Source organism: Cupriavidus pampae (assembly GCF_914271485.1).
Taxonomy (GTDB): domain Bacteria; phylum Pseudomonadota; class Gammaproteobacteria; order Burkholderiales; family Burkholderiaceae; genus Cupriavidus; species Cupriavidus pampae.
In genome coordinates this window covers 346,688-369,642 of the sequence record NZ_CAJZAG010000007.1, presented here as the reverse complement: position 1 = coordinate 369,642, position 22,955 = coordinate 346,688, and the positions used below count along the sequence as shown (strand labels likewise).

Annotated in this window: 21 protein-coding genes and 2 tRNA genes; 3 read left to right on the top strand and 20 right to left on the bottom strand. The window is 62.9% G+C overall.

Going from position 1 to position 22,955, the window contains the following annotated elements; genetic code table 11:
- Window positions 1-3: 3 nt before the first annotated feature.
- The 14 genes from LDO41_RS19340 to LDO41_RS19275 form a co-directional block, all read right to left on the bottom strand.
- Window positions 4-1,122 carry a hypothetical protein gene (locus tag LDO41_RS19340; RefSeq protein WP_223991126.1) on the bottom strand — a complete coding sequence of 373 codons (1,119 nt, stop codon included), beginning with the start codon at window positions 1,120-1,122 and terminating at the stop codon, window positions 4-6.
- Window positions 1,123-1,219: 97 nt separating this feature from the next.
- Window positions 1,220-1,296: transfer RNA gene (locus LDO41_RS19335), tRNA-Pro, on the bottom strand.
- 56 nt (window positions 1,297-1,352) lie between these two features.
- Window positions 1,353-1,787 (bottom strand): MerR family transcriptional regulator, encoded by a 435-nt coding sequence (locus tag LDO41_RS19330; RefSeq protein WP_223991124.1) that lies wholly within the window; start codon window positions 1,785-1,787, stop codon window positions 1,353-1,355.
- A 112-nt stretch (window positions 1,788-1,899) separates the two neighbouring features.
- Window positions 1,900-2,295 (bottom strand): integration host factor subunit alpha, encoded by a 396-nt coding sequence (locus LDO41_RS19325; protein WP_223991122.1) that lies wholly within the window; start codon window positions 2,293-2,295, stop codon window positions 1,900-1,902.
- A 139-nt stretch (window positions 2,296-2,434) separates the two neighbouring features.
- Complete coding sequence (gene pheT, locus LDO41_RS19320; RefSeq protein ID WP_223991120.1) at window positions 2,435-4,882, bottom strand: phenylalanine--tRNA ligase subunit beta; 2,448 nt, start codon at window positions 4,880-4,882, stop codon at window positions 2,435-2,437.
- A 69-nt stretch (window positions 4,883-4,951) separates the two neighbouring features.
- Entirely contained in the window at window positions 4,952-5,977 is a 1,026-nt protein-coding gene (pheS, locus tag LDO41_RS19315; RefSeq protein ID WP_223991424.1) for a phenylalanine--tRNA ligase subunit alpha, read from the bottom strand.
- Window positions 5,978-6,203: 226 nt separating this feature from the next.
- Entirely contained in the window at window positions 6,204-6,560 is a 357-nt protein-coding gene (gene rplT / locus LDO41_RS19310) for a 50S ribosomal protein L20 (RefSeq protein ID WP_092292801.1), read from the bottom strand.
- Between the two features lie 27 nt (window positions 6,561-6,587).
- Complete coding sequence (rpmI, locus tag LDO41_RS19305; protein ID WP_006575466.1) at window positions 6,588-6,785, bottom strand: 50S ribosomal protein L35; 198 nt, start codon at window positions 6,783-6,785, stop codon at window positions 6,588-6,590.
- A 170-nt stretch (window positions 6,786-6,955) separates the two neighbouring features.
- Window positions 6,956-7,477, bottom strand: a complete 522-nt coding sequence (gene infC, locus LDO41_RS19300; RefSeq protein ID WP_223991422.1) for a translation initiation factor IF-3 — start codon at window positions 7,475-7,477, stop codon at window positions 6,956-6,958.
- A gap of 46 nt (window positions 7,478-7,523) precedes the next feature.
- Window positions 7,524-9,431 carry a threonine--tRNA ligase gene (gene thrS, locus LDO41_RS19295; protein WP_223991118.1) on the bottom strand — a complete coding sequence of 636 codons (1,908 nt, stop codon included), beginning with the start codon at window positions 9,429-9,431 and terminating at the stop codon, window positions 7,524-7,526.
- Between the two features lie 229 nt (window positions 9,432-9,660).
- Window positions 9,661-9,737: transfer RNA gene (locus LDO41_RS19290), tRNA-Val, on the bottom strand.
- Window positions 9,738-9,758: 21 nt separating this feature from the next.
- Window positions 9,759-12,041 (bottom strand): RelA/SpoT family protein, encoded by a 2,283-nt coding sequence (locus LDO41_RS19285; RefSeq protein WP_223991116.1) that lies wholly within the window; start codon window positions 12,039-12,041, stop codon window positions 9,759-9,761.
- A 16-nt stretch (window positions 12,042-12,057) separates the two neighbouring features.
- Window positions 12,058-12,420, bottom strand: a complete 363-nt coding sequence (locus LDO41_RS19280; protein ID WP_223991113.1) for a RidA family protein — start codon at window positions 12,418-12,420, stop codon at window positions 12,058-12,060.
- A 30-nt stretch (window positions 12,421-12,450) separates the two neighbouring features.
- Window positions 12,451-13,341, bottom strand: coding sequence for an alpha/beta fold hydrolase (locus LDO41_RS19275; protein WP_223991111.1), 891 nt, complete (start codon window positions 13,339-13,341; stop codon window positions 12,451-12,453).
- Window positions 13,342-13,536: 195 nt separating this feature from the next.
- On the opposite strand from LDO41_RS19275, the gene LDO41_RS19270 reads away from it, so the two are divergent.
- Window positions 13,537-14,313 (top strand): 3-hydroxybutyrate dehydrogenase, encoded by a 777-nt coding sequence (locus LDO41_RS19270; protein ID WP_223991109.1) that lies wholly within the window; start codon window positions 13,537-13,539, stop codon window positions 14,311-14,313.
- A gap of 58 nt (window positions 14,314-14,371) precedes the next feature.
- On the opposite strand, the gene LDO41_RS19265 is transcribed toward LDO41_RS19270, so the two are convergent.
- Together LDO41_RS19265 and LDO41_RS19260 are read right to left on the bottom strand one after the other, a co-directional pair.
- Window positions 14,372-15,010 carry a CoA transferase subunit B gene (locus LDO41_RS19265; RefSeq protein WP_223991107.1) on the bottom strand — a complete coding sequence of 213 codons (639 nt, stop codon included), beginning with the start codon at window positions 15,008-15,010 and terminating at the stop codon, window positions 14,372-14,374.
- Window positions 15,011-15,020: 10 nt separating this feature from the next.
- A complete protein-coding gene (locus LDO41_RS19260) occupies window positions 15,021-15,719 on the bottom strand; it encodes a CoA transferase subunit A (RefSeq protein WP_223991105.1) in 699 nt (232 codons plus the stop codon).
- A 225-nt stretch (window positions 15,720-15,944) separates the two neighbouring features.
- Between LDO41_RS19260 and LDO41_RS19255 the strand changes: the two genes are divergently transcribed.
- A complete protein-coding gene (locus LDO41_RS19255; protein WP_223991420.1) occupies window positions 15,945-16,490 on the top strand; it encodes a PAS and helix-turn-helix domain-containing protein in 546 nt (181 codons plus the stop codon).
- A gap of 271 nt (window positions 16,491-16,761) precedes the next feature.
- Here LDO41_RS19255 and LDO41_RS19250 read toward each other — a convergent pair whose 3' ends face one another.
- From LDO41_RS19250 to LDO41_RS19235, 4 genes are all read right to left on the bottom strand, one after another.
- Entirely contained in the window at window positions 16,762-17,790 is a 1,029-nt protein-coding gene (locus tag LDO41_RS19250; RefSeq protein WP_223991103.1) for a DctP family TRAP transporter solute-binding subunit, read from the bottom strand.
- 58 nt (window positions 17,791-17,848) lie between these two features.
- Complete coding sequence (locus LDO41_RS19245) at window positions 17,849-19,153, bottom strand: TRAP transporter large permease (RefSeq protein ID WP_223991101.1); 1,305 nt, start codon at window positions 19,151-19,153, stop codon at window positions 17,849-17,851.
- Window positions 19,150-19,767: a TRAP transporter small permease gene (locus LDO41_RS19240; protein WP_223991099.1), complete on the bottom strand. Its 618-nt coding sequence runs from the start codon at window positions 19,765-19,767 to the stop codon at window positions 19,150-19,152. Before LDO41_RS19240 ends, LDO41_RS19245 begins: the two co-directional genes overlap by 4 nt.
- A gap of 203 nt (window positions 19,768-19,970) precedes the next feature.
- Complete coding sequence (locus LDO41_RS19235) at window positions 19,971-20,756, bottom strand: SDR family oxidoreductase (RefSeq protein ID WP_223991097.1); 786 nt, start codon at window positions 20,754-20,756, stop codon at window positions 19,971-19,973.
- Between the two features lie 393 nt (window positions 20,757-21,149).
- Between LDO41_RS19235 and LDO41_RS19230 the strand changes: the two genes are divergently transcribed.
- Window positions 21,150-22,835, top strand: a complete 1,686-nt coding sequence (locus LDO41_RS19230) for an electron transfer flavoprotein-ubiquinone oxidoreductase (protein WP_223991095.1) — start codon at window positions 21,150-21,152, stop codon at window positions 22,833-22,835.
- Window positions 22,836-22,955: the final 120 nt, after the last annotated feature.

The window sequence follows — 22,955 nt, the reverse complement described above, 5'->3', positions numbered from 1 at the left end:
GTCTCACCCCAAGGCTAATACGTCGTTTCTATAACGCCGAAGCTGCTGCAAGAGTGCACGCGGATTGACTTGCTCCTCGTCTATCCATTGTACATCTACGTCAAAATTGTTCCTAGCATGGGACTTGCTGAGCCATCGCGGGGAGGACTCGCCAGTGAAGACGAAGCCCAGATCATCCCAATCCGAAAGCTTCTGCTCTTCCTTCGCCTCCCAATCGGCGAGTGTGTTGTTCAGCTCTGCCTCGGTGAACGTCATGGGGAGTTGTAACTTTAGGGGGACCTCTTCAAGCATAGCGCGCCCACCAAAACCGACGCGCCTCGATAAGGTCTGCCAGAAGTCTTGATCCACGTCCTCGCGACTCGTGATTGTCGTCTTCGAGACGATAGCTCTAATGTCGTTGCAACGCGCCCGAATGAAGTCGAGGTCCCCTACTTTTCGGATAGTCCCCAGAGCAAACTTTGCGAAGAGCTGTCGCACGATCTCGGCTTCTGGGTTGTCTCTATAGCCGACTACAACTAATCCTCGCTCTTCGTCGTCGCGATGAACCGTATGCTGAGGGTTAACAAACTTCAGGAAATTTCGCAGGTAGTGCTCGAGCGTGCGTACGCCGTTTGTACGATGCTTTACTCGAACGGCAGCCACTTTGGCTTCGGCGGGCATCACCCAAAAATATGTGGCAAACCCCGGGATCCGAGCCTCGTCGACGTCCGTGTACTCCGTTCGCGCAGCACCGACTATGTCGTCGTGTCCAATGGAAGCGATACGGTTTGAATCGCCGTTAACACGATTCCAGATTCCGATCAGGTAGTCACCACCGGCTTCGGGCTCGCATGCCAGCAGATAAGAAAGAGGTATGTCACTTCCGTCCGTCAGGTCATACGGACAGGTTTCAGTCAGCCTGCGTCCGTTACTCCATCGCGACAGATCACTCAATGCGGATCCGATGGAACTCAACGCTGGAGGAGTGCCGCGGCGCGGCGCTCTACTTGCATAGTAGCCGCATTGAGTCAGATTGAAGAGCCAGATGCCGACGTTAGCCATTGCGATCCCGAAAAATTGCGCTTCGAGGATGGCTGAGTGCGTATCCGGTATTGCAGTCCGCCGAATGCTGATGCTCGACACCGATAGACAACTCGGCGCTACCACCCTCAAGTTAGACAATACTACGCAAGTTAGACAAAAGGCCTAGCGAGCAAAACCCGCTAGGCCTTATGAATATTGGTCGGGGCGAGAGGATTTGAACCTCCGACCACCTGCACCCCATGCAGGTACGCTACCAGGCTGCGCTACGCCCCGAAAGAACGCGATTATAACAGCAAGATTTAGCCGATGGCTAGTCGCTCGCGCACGTTTTATCCGTGCCTCGCGATCTCCTTCAGTTGTGCGAGCAGATGCTGCACCTCAACGAGTTCGCCGCGTAATTGATTGATGTCGACCGTCAGGATCGGCGCTTCCTCGCGTGCGATGCTGGTGGACTCTTCGACGTCTGGCGCAGTCGCGGCACCGCCGTGATGACGGACTTCGTCGAGGCGGTTGCGGGCGCCATTGATGGTGAAGCCCTGCTCGTACAGCAAGTCACGGATGCGGCGGATCAGCAGGACTTCGTGGTGTTGATAGTAGCGACGATTGCCGCGGCGCTTCACCGGTTTGAGCTGCGTGAACTCCTGCTCCCAGTAACGCAACACATGCGGCTTGACGGCGCAAAGCTCGCTCACCTCACCGATCGTGAAGTAGCGTTTTGCAGGAATCGGCGGCAGCGCAACGCGCTCGCTGGATTTTTCCGTCATGCGATGGATGATCTGACGTCGGAGTGGAAGACAGCAGGAACAGCGGAGATAGCACGGGCAGTACGGACAACACCAGCGTCATGCACGCGGCCGCAGCCGCTCGCATGCGGTATCAGTTCGATACGACGGCGACGCCTGCGCGTTCCTCGACGAGGCCTTTGAGTTTCTGGCTCGCGTGGAACGTCACCACGCGTCGCGCGGTAATCGGAATGACTTCACCTGTCTTGGGATTGCGGCCTGGACGCTGGGGCTTGTCGCGCAACTGGAAGTTGCCGAAGCCGGACAGCTTGACGCTGTCGCCCTGCTCCAGTGCTTCGCGAATGACGTCGAAGAAGGCTTCGACCATGTCCTTGGACTCGCGTTTGTTCAGACCAACCTGGTCGAACAGCATCTCTGCGAGCTCGGCCTTGGTCAGCGTAGGCACCTCGGTCGCGCGGGCTTCCGGCGATGCGTCATCGAGAGAGGAAGCGTGCCGGTCGCCAACCTCGCCCAGTTCTGCTGCATTCATGGAAATCGCGTCTCGGTCGTTCACTCGGTCGTCTTTTTGCTGATTCTAAGATCGCTCGTGGGCATGGAGTTATACGATCGCCCGGGATCTGTGCCCGGGCGCTCCAGCCTTCACAGGCGGTTTAGCCTTATCGAGCAGTTCAGCCGCGCAGGCGGGCGTCGAACGCCGCTGCCAGCGCATCGACCATGCAGCGTACTGCCTGATCGACGGTTTCGTCCTGAAGCGTCGCCCCAGTATCTTGCAAGGTTAGTCTGAACGCAAGGCTTTTCTCGTCCGCGCCAATGGCCGCCGAAGCCGCCTTTGGACGGAACTCGTCGAACAACACGAGGCTCTGGCAATAGCGGCCCAGATCGGCCTTATCCAGGGCCTCGCGCATCGCGTCGAGCATGTCCTGCACGCGTACCGTCTGCTTGACCACCACGGCAAGATCACGCACCGCCGCCGGGAAACGCGAGATCTCGGTATAGGTGGGCAGCCCCACATCGCGCAGTGCCTGCAGGTCCAGTTCGAACACCACCGGCGCCTGCGTCAATTCATATTCCTGCAACCAGCGCGGATGCAGTTCACCAACCACGCCGACCGCCTTGCCACCCACCAGCACGCGCGCCGCGCGCCCCGGATGCAGCGCCGGATGCGAGACCGCCTCGAAGCGTGGCACATGCGGGTGGAACAACGCTTCCACGTCGCCCTTGACGTCGAAGAAGTCCACCGCGCGCGTCGGCACGCCCCACTGCTCCTCGAACGCCGGACCGTAGGCAATGCCCGCGGCCACCATCGGCTGGTCGTAGCCAGCCACGGTCAGGCCACCATCGACCGCCTTCGGATCGCGGTGGAACACGCGCCCCACCTCGAACAAGCGCACGCGTGCGGCCTTGCGGTTGAGGTTGTATCGCACCTTTTCCACCAGCCCGCCGAACAACGTCGAGCGCATCACGGCCAATTGGCTCGCGATCGGGTTGAGCAGGCGAATCGGATTGTCGTTGGCAGCGAAGTCGCGCTCCCACTTCTCTTCGACAAACGCGAAGTTGACGACTTCCTGATAGTCACGCGCGGCCAGTGCATGACGCACGACGTGCTGCGAGCGGCGACCTTCGTTGGTCGGACGCATTTCGTTCTCGGCGATCGGCGGGCGCGCGGGAATGCGTTCAAAACCATAGATGCGCGCGACTTCCTCGATCAGGTCTTCCTCGATCTCGATGTCGAAGCGATAGCTCGGCGGCGTCACCTCGAACACTTCACCGTCGGCGCCCTGCGTCCGCGTGAACGGCAGATTCAGACGCTGGAACACATCGGCGATTTCCACGGCCGACAGCTCGATACCGAGAATGCGCTCGGCACGCGCCACGCGCAGCGATACCGGCTTGCGCACCGGCACGTTCACGATCTGGTCATCGACCGGACCGGCCTGGCCACCGCAGATCTGGAGGATCAGCGCGGAGATGCGTTCGATGTGTTCGACGGTGGTCGCATAGTCGACGCCACGCTCGAAGCGGTGACCCGCGTCGGTGGAGAAGTTGTAGCGACGTGCGCGGCCCTGAATCGCCTCGGGCCACCAGAATGCGGCCTCGAGGTAGATGTTGGTGGTGTCGAGCGACACCGCGGTGCTGTCGCCGCCCATGATGCCGGCCAGGCTCTCGATCTCCTTGTCGTCGGCGATCACGCCCACGTTCTCGTCGATCTCGACCGTATTGCCGTTGAGCAGCTTGAGCTGTTCGCCCTTGCGGCCCCAACGCACATCGAGACCGCCATGAATCTTGTCGAGGTCGAACACGTGGCTCGGGCGTCCGAGCTCCAGCATCACGTAGTTCGAGATATCGACCAGTGCGGAAATGCTGCGCTGACCCGAACGCTCGAGTCGCTGCACCATCCACGCGGGCGTGGCCGCATGCGCGTTCACGCCGCGAATCACGCGGCCCGAGAAACGGCCGCACAGATCGGGCGCCGATACCTTGACCGCCAGACGCTCGTCGAGGGTCACGGCCACCGGCGACATGTCGGGCAGCGTCAGCGTGGCGCCGGTCAGCGCCGACACCTCGCGTGCCACGCCATGGATCGACAGGCAGTCCGCCTTGTTTGGCGTCAGCTTGATCGTGAAGATCTGGTCATCGAGGTCGAGGTACTGGCGAATGTCCTGCCCCACCGGCGCATCGTCCGGCAACACCAGCAGACCGCCCTGGTCTTCCGACAGCTTGAGTTCGCGCGCGGAGCACAGCATGCCGTAGCTTTCCACGCCACGCAGCTTGCCCACCTTGATCTCGAACGGCGCGGCGCCAGCCTCGGCCGGCGGCAGCACGGCGCCCACCAGCGCGCACGGCACCTTGATGCCAGGCTTGACGTTGGGCGCGCCACAGACGATCTGCAGCGTCTCGCCGGTGCCGGCATCCACCTGGCACACGTTGAGACGGTCGGCATTGGGATGGCGCTCGGTGGCCAGCACATGCGCGACCACGATCTTGCTGAACGGCGGCGCAACCGGGCCCACCTCTTCCACCTCCAGCCCGGCCATCGTCAGCTTGTGCGAGAGCGCGTCGGTAGAGGTTTTTTCAGGGTTGGCGAAGGTACGAAGCCAGGATTCCGAGAATTGCATGGCGCTTCTGATCGGTAAGTATCTGTGAGGTCTGGATCGACGTGGAACGGCGCTTGGTCGGACGAATGGTCAGGCGAACTGACGCAGGAAACGCACGTCGCCCTCGAAGAACAGGCGCAGGTCGTTGATGCCGTAACGCAGCATGGTCAGGCGCTCGATGCCGGAGCCGAACGCAAAGCCCACATAGCGCTCCGGGTCCAGGCCCATATTGCGCAGCACGTTCGGATGCACCTGACCGGAGCCCGAGATCTCGAGCCACTTGCCGTTGCCGAACGCCATGTCGATCTCCGCCGACGGCTCCGTGAACGGGAAGTACGACGGACGGAAGCGCACCTGAATATCGTCGCGCTCGAAGAACTTGCGCAGGAAGTCCGTGTACACGCCCTTCAGGTCGGCGAAGCTGATGTCCTCGCCGATCCACAGGCCTTCCACCTGATTGAACATCGGCGAGTGCGTGGCATCGCTGTCCACACGATACGTGCGACCGGGGCAGATCACCTTGATCGGCGGCATCGCCTTGCCCGCGTACTTCTGCACATGCATGCGCGCGTAGCGGACCTGCATCGGGCTGGTATGCGTACGCAGCAGCAGGAGCTTGCCGTCGCTGTCGCGACCATCGATGTAGAACGTGTCCTGCATCGAACGCGCCGGATGGTTGTCCGGGTTGTTCAGCGCGGTGAAGTTCATCCAGTCGGTTTCGATCTCGGGACCATCGGCCACGTCGAAGCCGATCGAGCCGAAAATCTGCTCGACCCGCTCCCAGGTACGCATGACCGGATGCAGGCTGCCGTGCGACGCGGCGCGGCCCGGCAATGTCACGTCGATGGCCTCGGAGGCGAGGCGCGCGTTCATCAGCGCATCGGCCAGCGCCTGGCGCCGCGCCTGCAGCGCGGCTTCCACCTGCTGCTTGGTCTGGTTGATGCGCGCGCCTTCGGTCTTGCGCGCTTCGGGGTCGAGCTTGCCGAGCCCCTTGAGCAGTTCGGTCAGCGCGCCGGTCTTGCCGAGGAAACGCGCTTTCTCGTTTTCCAGCGTGGCGTTGTCGTTAGCGGCGGCGAAGGCTGCCTGAGCGTCGGCGACGATTTGATCCAGATCCAGGGACATGACGGCAATCGTGGAATATGTTGGCACTACGGGTTGGACCCGCATCGTGCGAGAGAGCATCTCGAATAGCGTCTTCGGAAAAACGCCATTCGACATGCCGAATGACACGCCGAAATGACATGCCGAAATAAAAACGGGGCTCGGTGAGGAGCCCCGTTCTTACGTGACCTTGCGGTCGGTGCTTGCCCAGTGACGCCTTGCGGCGCCACCGGAGCCGGCATCAGGCAACGGAGGCTTTCACCTGGTTGACGATGGCGGCAAAGGCAGGCTTGTCGTGAATGGCCATGTCCGACAGCACCTTGCGGTCGAGTTCAATCGAAGCCTTCTTCAGGCCGTTCATGAACACGCTGTAGGTCAGACCATGCTCGCGCGTGGCAGCGTTGATACGTGCAATCCAGAGGGCGCGGAACACGCGCTTCTTGTTGCGACGATCGCGGTATGCGTACTGGCCAGCACGCATGACCGCCTGCTTGGCGATGCGATAGACGTTATTGCGACGGCCGCGGTAACCCTTGGCTGCGTCGATGACTTTCTTGTGACGGGCCCGTGCGGTGACCCCACGTTTTACTCGAGGCATAAAGCTCTCCTTTCGTGATCGTTAGGGTTACGCGTACGGCATCATTGCGCGAACGGACTTCAGGTTCGTCTCATGGACGTCCTGGGTGCCGCGCAGTTGACGCTTGTTCTTGGTGGTCTTCTTGGTCAGGATGTGACGCTTGAAGGCCTGGCCGCGCTTGAACGAACCGTTCGGGCGCGCCGTAAAGCGCTTGGAAGCGCTTTTCTTGGTCTTCATCTTAGGCATGAAAAACTCCAGCTCTATGACATGCATGCAGGTGGCCGGCTGGCGCCAACACTTGTATGACCCGCATCCACTTGTTTTTGTACGGCGGCCCGAAGGCCCCCGCACGGCTCCGCACAAAACAACACCGGGATGCCGTGCATCCCGGTCGTCGCTTCGCGCAGGAAAACTGCTTACTTCTTCTTCTTGGGAGCCAGCACCATCACCATCTGGCGACCTTCCATCTTCGGCATCTGTTCGACCTGGCCAAGTTCCTCCAGATCAGCTTTCAACCGTTCCAGCACGCGCGCGCCGATTTCCTGGTGGGCCATCTCACGACCGCGGAAACGCAGCGTGATCTTGGTCTTATCCCCTTCTTCCAGGAAGCGACGCAGATTGCGCAGCTTGACGTTGTAGTCGCCATCATCCGTGCCAGGGCGGAACTTCACTTCCTTGACCTGGATGATCTTCTGCTTCAGCTTCGCATCGTGCGCGCGCTTGGCTTCTTCGTACTTGAACTTGCCGTAGTCCATGATGCGGGCCACGGGCGGAGCCGCATTAGGAGCGATCTCCACGAGATCCAAGTCCTTGTCCTCAGCCATGCGCAGCGCGTCCATGAACTTGACGATGCCCAGCTGTTCGTTATCAACCCCTACCAGGCGCAGCTCGGGTGCGCTGATCTCACGGTTGATGCGGTGACCTTTGTCTGTAGCGATGTTGCGTTACCTCAAGAAGACAAAAAAACAAGCCGTGCTCGTCGCCTCAGGCTTTGCTGGAGACGTCTTGCTGCAGACGCTCCACAAATGCGGATACGGACATTACGCCGAGATCCACATTGCCACGGGCACGCACGGCCACTTGATTGGCATCCCGCTCCTTTTCACCCACCACCAGCAGGTAGGGGATCTTCTGAAGGGAATGCTCGCGGATTTTATACGTAATTTTCTCGTTACGCAAATCCGCCTTGGCCCTAAACCCTTGTTTTTGCAAGAGTTGCACTACGTTTTCGGCATATTCTGCGTGAGAATCCGCGATATTCAGCACCACGACCTGCTCCGGCGCAAGCCAAGCGGGCAGCGCTCCGGCGTGATTCTCCAGCAGAATGCCGAGGAAACGCTCGAACGAACCCAGGATCGCGCGGTGGAGCATTACCGGGCGCTTGCGCGAGTTGTCCTCGGACACGTACTCGGCATCCAGGCGCTCCGGCAGCACGAGGTCGAGCTGCAGCGTGCCGCACTGCCACGAGCGGCCGATCGCATCCTTGATGTGGTATTCGACCTTCGGGCCATAGAACGCGCCCTCGCCCGGCAGCTCTTCCCACTCCACGCCGCAGGCGCGCAGCGCCAGGCGCAGGCCTTCCTCGGCGTGATCCCACGTCTCGTCGGAACCGGCACGCTGGTCCGGACGCAGCGACAGCTTCACCTGCACATCCTTGAAGCCGAAGTCGTCGTAGACGGAGAACGCGAGTTCGTTGAACGCCTTCGCCTCTTCCACGATCTGCGCTTCCGTGCAGAAGATATGCGCATCGTCCTGCACGAAGCCGCGCACGCGCATCAGGCCATGCAGCGCGCCCGAAGGCTCGTTGCGATGGCAGGCGCCGAACTCGGCCAGACGCAGCGGCAGGTCACGGTACGAACGCAGACCGTGATTGAAAATTTGCACATGGCCCGGGCAGTTCATCGGCTTGATCGCGTAGTCGCGCTTCTCCGACTCCGTGACGAACATGTTCTCCTTGTAGTTCTGCCAGTGCCCCGACTTCTCCCACAGCGAACGGTCCATCACCTGCGGCGTGCGCACTTCCTCGTAGCCACCTTCCGTCAGGCGCCCACGCATGTACTGCTCCACGGCCTGCCACACAGCCCAGCCCTTCGGATGCCAGAACACCATGCCCGGCGCTTCTTCCTGCAGATGGAACAGGTCGAGCAGCTTGCCGAGCTTGCGGTGATCGCGCTTCTCGGCTTCCTCGAGCATATGCAGGTACGCGTCCTGGTCTTCCTTCTTCGCCCAGGCCGTACCGTAGATGCGCTGGAGCATCTCGTTGTTGGCATCGCCGCGCCAGTAGGCGCCGGCCACCTTCATCAGCTTGAAGACCTTGAGCTTGCCCGTCGACGGCACATGCGGGCCGCGGCACAGATCGACGAAGTTGCCTTCGCGATAGAGGCCGATCTCGTCGCTCGCCGGAATCGACGCGATGATCTCAGCCTTGTACTTTTCGCCCATCGACTCGAACAGCGCCACCGCGTCGTCGCGGCTCAGCACTTCACGCGTGACCTTTTCGTCCTTGCGCGCGAGCTCCGTCATCTTCTTCTCGATCGCCACGAGATCCTCGGGCGTGAAGGGACGCTTGTACGCGAAGTCGTAGTAGAAGCCGTTCTCGATCACGGGACCGATCGTCACCTGCGCTTCGGGATAGAGCTCCTTGACCGCGTACGCGAGCAAGTGAGCCGTCGAGTGGCGGATCACGTCGACGCCATCGGCATCCTTGTCCGTGACGATGGCGAGCGCGGCATCCTGCTCGATGCGGAAGCTCGTATCGACGAGCCGGCCATCCACCTTGCCGGCGAGCGCGGCCTTGGCCAGGCCCGAGCCAATGCTCTGCGCCACTTCGGCCACCGTGACGGGGCCGGGAAATTCACGACGGGATCCGTCCGGCAGCGTGATTGCGATCATCTTGCACCTCTTGTGCTCTTGTGGAGACCGGCAGCTTATCAGGCGGCCAGCAAACGACAGACGAAAAAAAACGCGGCCAAGGCCGCGTTTTTCTTTCATTCACCGGATCGCTCCGGCTCGAAGGGCGTACCTCGACTACTGTCGCAGATTAGCGGTAGTAGTTCGCGGTGTCATAACCATGATGCCCCTCGATATTGATGCTGCAATTACTTCAGTACTGCTTGTGCGTTGGTAGGCTCGATTGGACTCGAACCAACGACCCCCACCATGTCAAGGTGGTGCTCTAACCAGCTGAGCTACGAGCCTAGCGAAGACGCAAGTATAGCATCACTTTCTTTTCGCTTGCAACACCCCTTGTACATCTTCTATCAAGGACAGTGCGCGTTGCAGCTGCGTGGCCTCCGCAACTTCGGCCGTGAACTGCATGCGCGCGACACCCTTGCTCGTCAGCGTCTTCACGCCGGTCACGTTGATCCTCTCGCGCGACAGAACTTCCGAGATATCGCGCAGCAGACCCTGACGGTCGATCGCTTCCACCTGGATGTCGACGGGATACACCGCATCGCTGCGCTTGCCCCATTCGGTGTGGATCACGCGCTCCGGCGCGCGCGTCGACAGTTGCAGAAACGTATGGCAGTTGCGCCGGTGAATCGACACGCCGCGGCCGCGCGTGACGAAGCCAACGATGTCGTCGGGCGGCGCGGGCTTGCAGCAACGCGACATCTGCGTCATCAGCGAATCCACGCCGACCACCAGCACGCCGCTCTTGGCGCCGCGCGCCACGCTTGTCGCACGGCTCTTCTTGGTGACGGCCTCTTCCTCGCTGTACTGCGGTTCGGCCTCGCCTTCCGGATGGCGCAGCGCCTGCTCGACATGGCGCAGGCTGAACTCTTCCTTTGCCACTGCCGCGAACAGATCCTCGGGCGTCTTGAACTGCAGGCGTGTGGCGAGGTCGTCGAGATTGACCGCGGTCTTGCCCTCGCGCTGCAGCGTCTTGTCGATCATCGCGCGGCCCTGCGCGATGGTCTCCTGCGAGTCCAGCGCGTTGAACCACGCGCGCACCTTCCCGCGCGCCCGCGTACTGGCGAGGTAGCCGAGCTCCGTATTGAGCCAGTCGCGCGACGGACCGCCCTGCTTGAGCGCGACGATCTCCACAGTCTGCCCGTTCTTGAGCGGCGTGTTCAGCGGCACCATCGCGCCATCGACACGCGCGCCGCGGCAGCGATGGCCGAGGTCACTGTGCAGGTAGTACGCGAAGTCCAGCGGCGTGGCGCCCTGCGGCAGCGCGACCACACGCGCCTGAGGCGTCAGCACATAGATATGGTCATCGATGGCCGCGTGCTTGAGCTGCTCCCACGGCGAGTCCTCGTGCGCGACGGTATGGTCGGCATCGTCCTTCCACGCCAGCAGTTGTCGCAGCCACGCAATGCGCTCGTCGTAGCGTTCGTTGGCCGCGAAGTTGCCACCATACCCCTTGGCGCCCGCTTCCTTGTAGCGCCAGTGCGCGGCCACGCCGTACTCGGCGAAGTGGTGCATCTCCTGCGTGCGGATCTGGACTTCGAACGCGCGCCCGTCGTCGCCGATCACCACCGTATGCAGCGAACGATAGCCGTTGGACTTCGGCCGCGAGATATAGTCGTCGAACTCGCGCGGAATTGGCTGCCAGATGTGGTGCACAATGCCGAGCACCGTGTAGCAGTCCTTGATGTCGTCGACGATCACGCGGAATGCGCGTACGTCGTACAGGTCGGCAAAGTCGAGTTCCTTGCCGCGCATCTTCTTCCAGATGCTGTAGATGTGCTTGGGCCGGCCGCTCACCTCGGCGCGGATGCCGGCCTCGGCGAGTTCCGATTGCAGTCGCGCGATGGCCTGCGAGATATAGCCTTCGCGCTCGATACGCTTTTCGTCGAGCAGCCGCGCGATGCGCTTGTAGGTTTCGGGTTGCTCGAAGCGGAATGCAAGGTCCTCTAGCTCCCACTTCATCTGCCAGATACCGAGCCGGTTGGCCAACGGCGCGTATATATCGAGCGTCTCGCGCGCGACGCCGGGCAGCGGCATGGTCTTGGTCTGCGCGAGCCAGCGCAGGGTCTGCAGTCGCGAGGCCAGCCGCACAAGCACCACGCGGATGTCCTGCGCGAACGCGAGCAGCATCTTGCGTAGCGCTTCCACCTGCTCATGGCGCGCGGCGGCTTCGTTCTTCGACGACTCCGCCTTCTTTGACTCCGCTTTCTTTGACTCGGCTTTCTTCGACTCCGCGCCATCGGCCTGCGATACCGCGATGGCGCCGATGCGCAGCAGCTGGCGCACGCCCTTGACGAGGCCCGCTACCTCGTCACCGAAGCGCGGTGCGATTTCGGCTTCGGCGCCGTCGACAAACGTCGCCAGCGGAAACAGGCAGGCGGCCGCGCGCGCGGCATCGTCCACGCGCAGGCCATCGAGAATGCGCAGCATGCCCTCGGCATGCGACAGCACGCTCTCGCCAGTGGGCAATTGCGCGGGCGGACTACCCTCCGGCTCCGCCACCTCGCGTACGTACGCGAGCGCGCGCTCCACGAGGTGCGCATCGGGTACGCCCGCGGTCTGGCTCGTCAGGTCGGTCGACGTCACCATTTGCAGCCACTCCGCCTCAGTTCAGCGCGGCGGTCACCACGACTTCGATCAGATAGTCGGGATTCGCCAGACGCGCTTCCACGGTGGCGCGCGGCGGCGTGTTGCCCTGCGCGACCCACGCGTCCCACACTTCGTTCATCTCGCCGATGCGCGTGACGTCGGTCAGAAAGATCTGGCACGACAGAATGCGCGTCTTGTCGCTGCCGGCTTCTTCGAGCAGACGATCGATATGGCCAAGCACCTCGCGGGTCTGGCCACGCAGGTCGGCCTTGGGATCCACCTCGGGCACCTGGCCGGCGAGATAGACCACGCCGTTGAAGACCGCGTATTCGGAGAGGCGCGCGCCCCCGGGGGCGCGCTTCAGTGCGTTGGTGCTCATGATGAATCTCTGTATTGAAAACGAAAAAACTCAGGTGCCGAGGAAGAATGCCTTTGCCACGGCCACCTGGGCGGGATCGACGAACGTCGGCGCGTGGCCCACGTCGGCAATCTCCACCGAACTCACGTTCTGGCCGCGCGCGGTCATCTCGGCGACGGTCTCGCGCAGCAGCAGGTCCGACTGCGCGCCACGCACGATCAACGTCGGGCCCTGGATGCCGGCGAACAGTTGCCACAGCATGGCCTCGCCGGCGGCGGCGATCTCTGGCGTGGCCTCGCGGAACGGCACCGCGAGCGCGGGATCGTAATGCAGGCCCCACTCCATGCCTTCGGGCGTCTGCATCGGCTTGAGGATCGCGCCGTTCAGCTCGCGCCATTGGTCGGGCGTATGACGACCGAACGATGCGCTAATGGTCTGCAGATAAGCGAGGCCTTCCTCGAACGTCTTGAACCGCACAGGCAGGCCCAGGTACGAGCCGATGCGTTCGAGTGCCTGTGGTGCGATCTTCGGGCCCACGTCGTTGAGCAACAACTTGCGGATCGGCGATTTCGGCAGGCCCGCGAGGCTCATGCCGATCAGGCCGCCCATCGAGGTGCCGAACCAGTCGACGTGCTCGACGTTGAGCCGCGCGATCAGCGTGACCATGTCGGACACGTACTGTGGCAACACGTAGCGGCGTGGATCTGCCAGCCAGTCCGAGCGGCCGCGGCCGACCACGTCGGGGCAGATCACACGGTAGTCGCCGGACAACGCGCGGGCCACGGTGTCGAAGTCGCGACCGGTGCGCGTCAGGCCGTGCACGCACATCAGCACGCGCGGATTCGCGGGGTCGCCCCACTCGTGATAGGCCATGCGATGCAGGCCGGTGGTGCTGATGCATTGGACGAAACCAAGGCGCGGACTGGACAGACTCGACGACATCGGAACTCCCTTCTAGAGCCGGTTCCCGGGGGAAATACGGCGGGACGGTGGCGGTATGGGCAAAGCAGGATTGTACGCCGCAGCGAGTACAATGCCACAGCACATTCCCGCGGGGTCGGGCTCGATCGGGCCGGCCCCGATTTCATTCGAGATCTTCATTCGAGATCATTCGAGATTTCTCCGACGGAGGCATGCATGCTCAAAGGCAAGACCGCTCTGGTAACCGGCTCGACCAGTGGCATTGGACTCGGCATCGCGCAGGCGCTTGCCGCGCAGGGCGCCAACATCATCGTCAACGGCTTTGGTGACGCGGACGGCGCAAAGGATGCGATCGCCAAGGCTGGCAATGGCATCAAGGTCGGGTATCACGGCGCGGACATGAGCAAGGCTGGCGAGATCGAAGACATGATCCGCTATGCCGATGCGGACTTCGGTGGTGCCGATATTCTCGTCAACAACGCTGGCATCCAGTACGTCTCCAATATCGAAGACTTTCCGGTCGAGCGCTGGGACGCGATCATTGCGATCAATCTGACGTCGGCGTTTCACACGACGCGGCTGGTGCTGCCTGGCATGAAGCAGAAGAACTGGGGGCGCATCATCAATGTCGCTTCCACGCATGGGCTCGTGGCGTCGGCGCAGAAGTCGGCGTATGTGGCCGCCAAGCATGGCATCGTCGGTTTCACGAAGGTCACCGCGCTGGAAACCGCGCAGACGGGCGTGACGGCGAATGCGATTTGCCCCGGATGGGTGTTGACGCCGCTCGTACAGAAGCAGGTGGAAGCGCGCGCGCAGAAGGAAGGGATCGATATCGAGCAGGCCAAGCGCGAGCTCGTGATCGAGAAGCAGCCGTCGGGGCAGTTTGTTACGCCCGAGGAGTTGGGTGCGTTGGCGGTGTTTTTGGCTAGCGATGCCGCCAGGCAGGTGCGGGGCGCGATCTGGAATATGGATGGGGGTTGGGTGGCGCAGTAAAGACTACCCTCACCCCTGCCCCTCTCCCTCCAGGGAGAGGGGAGCAAACAAGGGGTGCTTACTTCAGCGACGCGCCGGTCTTCTCTTGAATCTCGTCGCGGGTCACGCCCGGGGCGAGTTCCACCAGCTTGAGGCCGGCGTCAGTGATGTCGATCACGCCGAGGTCGGTGATGATGCGGTTGACCACGCCCACGCCGGTCAGCGGCAGGTTGCACTCCTTGAGGATCTTGATGTCCTCGGTGCCGTCCTTCTTCTTGGCCGTGTGTTCCATCAGCACGACCACGCGGCCCACGCCGGCGACCAGGTCCATCGCGCCGCCCATGCCCTTGACCATCTTGCCCGGGATCATCCAGTTGGCCAGATCGCCGCGCTCGTTGACCTGCATCGCGCCGAGAATGGCCAGGTTGATATGACCGCCGCGGATCATCGCGAACGAATCGGCCGACGAGAAGATCGACGAGCCCTTGAGCGTCGTCACCGTCTGCTTGCCGGCGTTGATCATGTCGGCGTCAACTTCATCCTCGGTCGGGAACGGGCCGATGCCCAGCAGGCCGTTTTCCGACTGCAGCCACACTTCCATGCCTTCCGGCACGTGGTTCGCCACCAGCGTCGGCAGACCGATACCGAGGTTCACATAAAAACCGTCTTCGAGTTCGCGGGCTGCGCGCGCAGCCATTTCGTCACGTGTCCATGCCATGATCTTCTCCTCACTTAGCACGCACGGTGCGCTGCTCGATGCGTTTTTCGGGGGTGGTGTTCAGCACCAGGCGTTGCACGAAGATGCCGGGCAGGTGCACGTCGTCGGGATCGATTTCGCCGGTTTCGACGATATGCTCGACTTCGGCCACGGTGATCTTGCCAGCCATTGCGCAGACCGGGTTGAAGTTGCGCGCGGTGCGACGGAACACGAGGTTGCCGGACTTGTCGGCCTTATAGGCCTTGACCAGCGCGACGTCGGCCGTCAGTGACGGTTCCATGACGTATTTCTCGCCGTTGAATTCACGGACTTCCTTGCCCTCGGCCACGATGGTGCCGACGCCGGTCTTGGTGAAGAACGCCGGGATGCCCGAACCGCCCGCGCGCAGCTTCTCGGCCAGCGTGCCTTGCGGCGTGAATTCGAGCTCGAGTTCGCCGGCCAGATACTGGCGCTCGAACTCCTTGTTCTCGCCCACGTATGACGAGATCATCTTCTTGACCTGACGCGTGGCCAGCAGCTGCCCCAGGCCGAAGCCGTCGACGCCCGCGTTGTTGGAAATGCAGGTGAGCTGCTTGGCACCGCTGTCGCGCAGCGCGGCAATCAGCGCCTCGGGGATGCCGCACAGCCCGAAACCGCCCACGGCGATCGTCTGGCCATCACGGACGATGTCCGCGAGCGCCTCGGTGGCGCTGGCGTAGACCTTGTTCATGCTTTGCTCCTTGTTCCTCGGTGATTCCCGCGCGGAAGACGTGCCGCCTCGGGACGATCGGTCAGGCACGCCGGGAAATTGTAACGGTACAATCGGGCGCTCTGGCGCCGTTTTTACCGCGTTTGTTACCGCGTTTCCCGGTCGTGCTATCCGGCCGACAGCATACGCCAGGCAACGGCGCGGACGCCATTACGTAAAAGTACATAAGGGACAAGCCTAAGGATGATGCCGGCCATCGACTACCAGACCGCCTTCCAGCTGGCCCCCGTCGGTCTCGTGCTGTCGCGCGAGCGCATGATCGAGGACTGCAACGACGAGGTGTGCCGGATTTTTGGGACCACGCGCGCGGTGCTGATCGGGCAGTCGTTCCAGACGCTCTACCCCTCGGCTGACGAGTTCGAGCGCACCGGTGTGCGCATCGTGCCGATCATGAATGCTCGGGGCATGTACTCCGATGAACGGATCATGAAGCGAGCGACCGGGGAATTGTTCTGGTGCCACGTGACGGGCCGCGCGCTGGACCGGCGGCAGGCGCTGGGCGCGGGGATCTGGACCTTTGAGGATCTGTCGCAGAAGCGACCGGTCACGGCCGAGCTGACCGCGCGCGAACGCGATATCGCGGCCCAGCTGGTGGAGGGCAAGACCAGCAAGGAGATCGGCAAGCTGCTGGCGATCAGCCCGCGCACGGTGGATATCTACCGTGCGCGGCTGATGAAGAAGTACGGGGCCCACACATCGGTGGACCTCGTGCAGCGTCTCGTGAGCCGATGAGCGGCTGCGCCGCTCGCCCTCTCCCCCGCCCCTCTCCCGCAGGGAGAGGGGAGAAAACCTTAAAACAATAGGTAAGGTCCCCCTCTCCCCCGGCCCCTCTCCCCGCCGGGGAGAGGGGAGCGAACCGTTGGCGTGCGTAGCCGCTGCGCTGACTTGTCCCCGTCAGGGGAGAGAGTAAACCGGTGGCATTGCGTAGCCACTACGCTTGCCCTCCGCCTCCCGTAGAGGCCAGGATTGTGATTCCTGGCGCCGTGGCAGGGCTATACGATGCTCAACGCTTGGCGATCGACTGTTCGGCCTTGGTGACCAGGTCGGCGCCGATCTGCTTCTTCCACTTGTCGTAGACCTTGGCGGTGGCCTTCTTGAAGGCGTCGCGTTCGGTCGGGGACAGGTCGGTGACCTTCACGCCGTGTTGCTCCATGGCCTTCCACGCGGGGGCGCCGGCTTCGGACAGGCCCTTGCGGGCCAGTTCGATTTCCTGCTTGCCGGCGTCGATGGCGGCCTGCTTGACGATCTCGCGGTCAGCCGGGGTCCAGCTTTCCCAGATCTGCTTGTTGACCACGAAGACCAGCGGATCGGCCACGTAGCCCCACGTCGTGACGAACTTCTGGCCCACCGTGTACAGCTTGGCGGCCGCGAAGATCGATTGCGGGTTCTCCTGGCCGTCCACAGCGCCCGAGGCCATGGCCGGCTGGGCGTCGGCCCAGCTCATCTGCGTCGGGTTGGCGCCCAGCGCATTGAAGGTCTCGATGTACAGCGGCGAGCCCACCACACGCAGCTTCAGGCCCTTCATGTCCTCGGGCTTGCGAATCTCGTGCTTGGAATTGGACACCTCGCGGAAACCGTTCTCGCCCCAGGCCAGCGGCACCACGCCGCCCTTCTCGAGCGTCGTGAAGATCTGCTTGCCCACTTCACCCTGCGTCAGCGCGTCGATCGCCTTGTAGTCGGGCATCAGGAACGGCAGCGAGAACAGGTTCAGTTCCTTGACCTGCGGCGACCAGTTGATGGTGGAGCCAACGGCCATGTCGATCACGCCCTGGCGGATCGCCGAGAACTCGCGCGTCTGGTCGCCGCCCACGAGCGAGGTACCCGGGTACAGCTTGATGTTGATGCGGCCGTTGGTGCGCTGGCGCACGAGGTCCGCCCAGATCTCGCCGCCCTTGCCCCAAGGGAAGGCGGTGCCGACCACGAGCGACAGCTTGTATTCGGACTTGTAGGTCTGGGCCATGGCGCCAGCGGGCGCGAGCGCCGCGGCGGCGATCGTGGCGGCAACGGACAGCATCAGGGCACGGCGTTTCATGCAACTCTCCTGGTTGGGAATCGATACGTCTTGGAATTTGTTTTCAAACAGCGGGGCCTCAATAGCCCAGATAGTCCGGCAGCCACGTTGCCAGTGGCGGGTAGGCCAGCACCGCCAGCATCGCGACAAACATCGCGGCCAGCAGCCAGATCACCCAGGGCACGGTTTCTTCCATGCGCACGCGGGCAATCCGGCATGACACCATCAGATTGACCGCGAGCGGCGGCGTGAACTGGCCCAGCGCGACCTTGAGCGTCAGCACCACGCCGAACCACACCGGGTTCCAGTGGAAGGCGTTGGCGATAGGCAGCAGCAGCGGCACGAAGATCAGGAAGATCGAGATGCCGTCGAGGAACATGCCCACCGTCATCAGCAGCAGCACGATCAGCGCGAGCACACCGTATTCGCCGAGACCCGAATTGGCGATGGCGTGGGCAAGCGGGTCGATCACGCCAAGCGTCGACAGCGCATACGCGAAGATGCCGGCGAGCGCGACCACGAGCAGGATCACGGCCGAAGTTTCGGCGGCTTCCTGAAAGATCACGAACAGATCGCGCATGCCGATCGAGCGGTAGATCACCATGCCGACGAACAGACCGTACACCACCGCAACCACCGCGGCCTCGGTCGGCGTGAACCAGCCCGCGCGCATGCCACCGAGAATCAGGAACGGCGCGACCAGCCCCCATGCGGCTTCGCGCATGCTCTTCCAGAACGGCGGACGCGGCAGATCGGCCTCGATCGCGCCCATCTTGTGCTTGCGCGCGAGCCACACCGCGGGAACGATCAGCGCTACGCCGGCGAGCACGCCCGGGATCATGCCGGCCGCGAACAGTGCGGGCACCGAGGCACCCGGCACCAGCACGCTGTAGATGATGAACGCGACCGACGGCGGGATCAGGATGTCGGTGGCCGCGGCGGCGCCGACGACCGATGCGCTGTACGCGGGCGGATAACCGGCGCGCGACATCGCGGCGATCATCACACCGCCGACGGCCGCCGCGTTGGCTGGACCCGAACCCGAGATGCCGCCGAGGAACATCGCGACGAGAATCGCGACGAGCGGCAGCATGCCGGGCCCACGGCCGACGATGGCGATGGCGAAGGTCACGAGTCGCGACGCCACGCCGGAACGATCGAAGATCGAGCCGACCAGCACGAACATCGGGATTGCAAGCAGCGGATACTTGGCCAGGCCCGCGTAGAAGTTCTGCGGCACGGCCAGCAGACCGAACATCTGCGTGTCGAGGTTGGACAGGGCGATCGCTGCCACGCCGCCGAGGCCCAGCGACACGCCGATCGGCACGCCGAGCAGCATGAGGATGATAAAGACTGCGAACAGGACGATGGCGACGAGGGTCATGGCGCGCGCCCTCCCCGTTCACGGCCTTCGGCATGAAGCTGGCGCAGCGCGCGCACGTTGCGCGCCATCAGGCCCAGCGCGCGCAGTACGATGGCCAGCGAGAACACCGGCAGCCAGATCGAGTACCACCAGCTTGGTACGCCGATGCCCGGCGAGGTCTCGCCGAACGTGTACTCGTCCCACGTCACGCGCGCGCCGAGCACGGCCAGCGCGAGGAACATCACGGCCACGCCGAGCGCGGACAGGATCGCGAGCCGACGCTGGCGGGCCTCGCTGCCACGCTCGAAGAAGAACTCGATGCGGATATTGCGATCGCGCGCCACCGCGGCACTGCCGGCCACGAGCGCGAGCACGATCATCAGAAAGACCGAGAACTCCTCGGTCCAGGCGAACGATTCATCGGTGAAGTAGCGGACGATCACGTTGGTGAAGGTGATGGCGACCAGCAATACCATCACGCCCACGCCGATCCAGTCCTCGATGCGCGGCGATACGCGGAAATCCTTGTCTTTCGCTTCGTCAACGGCCTCCGGCACTACGGCCGAATCGATAATGTGCTGCGAAACCGCGTGTTGCGGCCCGGCGTTGCGCCGTGCCTGCTCCTCTTGATCCATCTTCCCGGCCTCCGGTCCGGTCCGCGCGTGCGTGTGCATGCGCCGCGCGGCAATGCTTGTTATTGATGTTATGACGGCAAAAAACCAGTCGATTATGCCAACAACTGCCCACCCCGAGGGACCGGATAAGCCCGGAGGTTCAAGGACAGCACGCCCGGGCACGCTTCTGGCGCGCAGCCGGGCGGTGGTTTGACAGCCTGCGGTTATACCATTCCGTCGTCAGCGGTCATGACTGCGCCGTTGATAAAGCGCGAGGCGTCGGATGCCAGCAGCAACAGCAGACCGTCGAGATCCTCGGGGGTGCCGAGCCGCTTGCGCGGCAGCATCTGAATCAGCTTCTGGCCGGCATCGGTGTCCCAGTGATGCCGGTTGATGTCGGTCTCGATATAGCCCGGGCACATCGCATTGGTGTTGATGCCGTGCCGCGCCCACTCGAGCGCCATGGCCTTGGTCATCTGCACCACGGCCGCCTTGCTCATGCAGTACACGCCGATCTGCGGCAGCACCTTGAGCCCGGCCACCGACGAGATATTGATGATGCGCGCCTGCGGCAGCGGGTTGCCGAGCTTCTCGGCGCCCTTGGCCCGCGCGATCATGCGCTTGGCCACTTCCTGCGCCACGAAGAACGCGCCGCGCGTGTTCGTATCGAACACGAAGTCGAAGTCGTCGGGCGTGACGTCCGACAGCCGCTGCGTGGTGGATACCCCCGAATTGTTGACCAGGATATCGATGGAGCCAGCCTCGGTCTCCGCATGGGCGACCGCCGCGCGGATGCTGTCGAAGTCGGTGACATCGAGCCGCACCACATGCGCGCTGCCGCCGTCGGCCTCGATGGCGGCACGCAGCTCCTTGAGACGGTCTACGCGGCGCGAGGCCAGCACGACCTTGGCGCCCGCGGCGGCCAGTATGGTGGCGAAGCGCGTGCCGAGCCCGCTCGACGCGCCGGTCACGAATGCGACCTTGCCTTCCAGATTGATCGACAAACCCATGATTACCTCGGTGTGGGGCACGTCCGGTCAGGCCGGACGCCCGCTGCCTCCCCTTGCCTGAAGCGGAAGGCAGCATACCAAAAAAAAGAACGGTCGTTCCAAAAAATGTCTTGCCTGAGGGTGTCGAGTCCCGGACAATGCCGGAGATTCTAAGAACTTGGTCCCCAAAGGGAAAGAGGAAAAACGCGGATAACCCCCGGTAATTGCATCGGTGGTTACGTCCGTAGTTGCGTCCGCGGTGACGTCCGAAAGGTGATCGCGACCCCGCCTCTGCCGCCCTTGTCACGCCGGTTCGCCGCAGTATCTCCCACAACCGCAGACTCGCATGCCCAGATTGCGTGCTGCAACCGTGCGGCCGCTACGCCGCCACAAAAACCTAGAGGGTTAGAGACAATGGATCAGCAACAGCTCCTGGAGCAGTTCGGCCCCCGCGAAGCCATGGAGTACGACGTCGTCATCGTTGGCGCGGGCCCCGGCGGCCTGGCCGCGGCGATCCGGCTCAAGCAGCTGGCCCAGGAGAAAGGTGGTGACGTCAATGTTTGCGTGCTCGAGAAGGGTTCGGAGCCCGGCGCGCATATCCTGTCCGGCGCGATCATGGATCCGCGCGCGCTCAGCGAGTTATTCCCCAACTGGAAGGAACTCGGTGCCCCGCTGAACCAGCCGGTGAGCGAGGACAAGTTCCTATTTCTCGACCAGACTGCGTCCAAGGCCACCCCGAACGCACTGCTGCCCGAGTGTTTCCATAACCACGGCAACTACATCATCAGCCTGTCGAACTTCGTACGCTGGCTCGGCCAGCAGGCCGAGGCGCTGGGCGTGGAGATCTTCCCGGGCTTTCCGGCCGCCGAGGTCCTCTACAACGAGGATGGCTCGGTCAAGGGCGTGGCCACCGGCAACATGGGGATCAACAAGGAAGGCGAGCCCACCGAGAACTTCCAGCTCGGCATGGAGCTGCACGCCAAGTACACGATCTTCGCGGAAGGCGCGCGCGGCCATCTGGGCAAGCAACTGATCGCCAAATACCAGCTCGACGCGGGCAAAGATCCGCAGAGCTACGGCATTGGCATCAAGGAGCTGTGGGAAATCGACCCGGCCAAGCACAAGGCTGGGCTCGTGGTCCACACCGCGGGCTGGCCGCTCGACCCCGCCACATACGGTGGTTCGTTCCTCTATCACATGGAGGACAATAAGGTTGCAGTGGGCTTTGTGGTCGGCCTCGACTACACCAACCCCTGGCTGTCGCCGTTCGAGGAATTTCAGCGCTTCAAGACCCATCCGGAGATTCGCCAGTACTTCGAAGGCGGCAAGCGCATCGGCTACGGCGCGCGCGCGATCACGGCCGGCGGGCTGCTGTCGCTGCCCAAGACGGTGTTCCCCGGCGGCGCGCTGGTCGGCTGCGAGGCCGGTTACCTGAACGCCTCGCGCATCAAGGGCAGCCATGCCGCGATCAAGACCGGCATGATGGCCGCCGACGCCGCCTATGACGCGCTGCAGGCCGGCCGTCAGCACGACGAACTGAGCGCCTACCCGGTGGCGTTCGAGCAGAGCTGGCTGTACAAGGAACTGCTGCAGGCGAAGAACTTCAAGCAGTGGTTCAAGAAGGGCCGCACCACGGCCACGCTGATGACCGGTATCGAGCAATGGCTGCTGCCGAAGCTCGGCATCCGCAATCCGCCGTGGACGATCCATCGGACCAAGCCCGATCACGTCTACCTGAAGCCGGCGGCCGAGTGCGAGAAGATCGAATACCCGAAGCCCGATGGCAAGCTCACGTTCGATCGCCTGAGCTCGGTGTTCATCAGCAACACGAACCACGAGGAAAACCAGCCCGCGCACCTGACGCTCAAGGATGCGAGCGTGCCGGTGAACGTGAACTGGGAAAAGTACGCGGGCCCCGAGTCGCGCTACTGCCCGGCCGGTGTCTATGAGTTCGTGCAGAACGCAGAGGGCAAGGAGCGTCTGCAGATCAACGCGCAGAACTGCGTGCACTGCAAGACCTGCGACATCAAGGACCCGACGCAGAACATCGTGTGGGTCACGCCCGAAGGTGGCGGCGGTCCGAATTACGTGAACATGTAACGCGCTTTCGGGCTTCGGCCATTTCCGAGTGCCGTGGGCATGCCTAGGATGAGGTTTTCCTTCGGCATGCCTTCACGATGCGTCGCGTATTTTCAGTACCGAACTCCGCAGCAACGAACT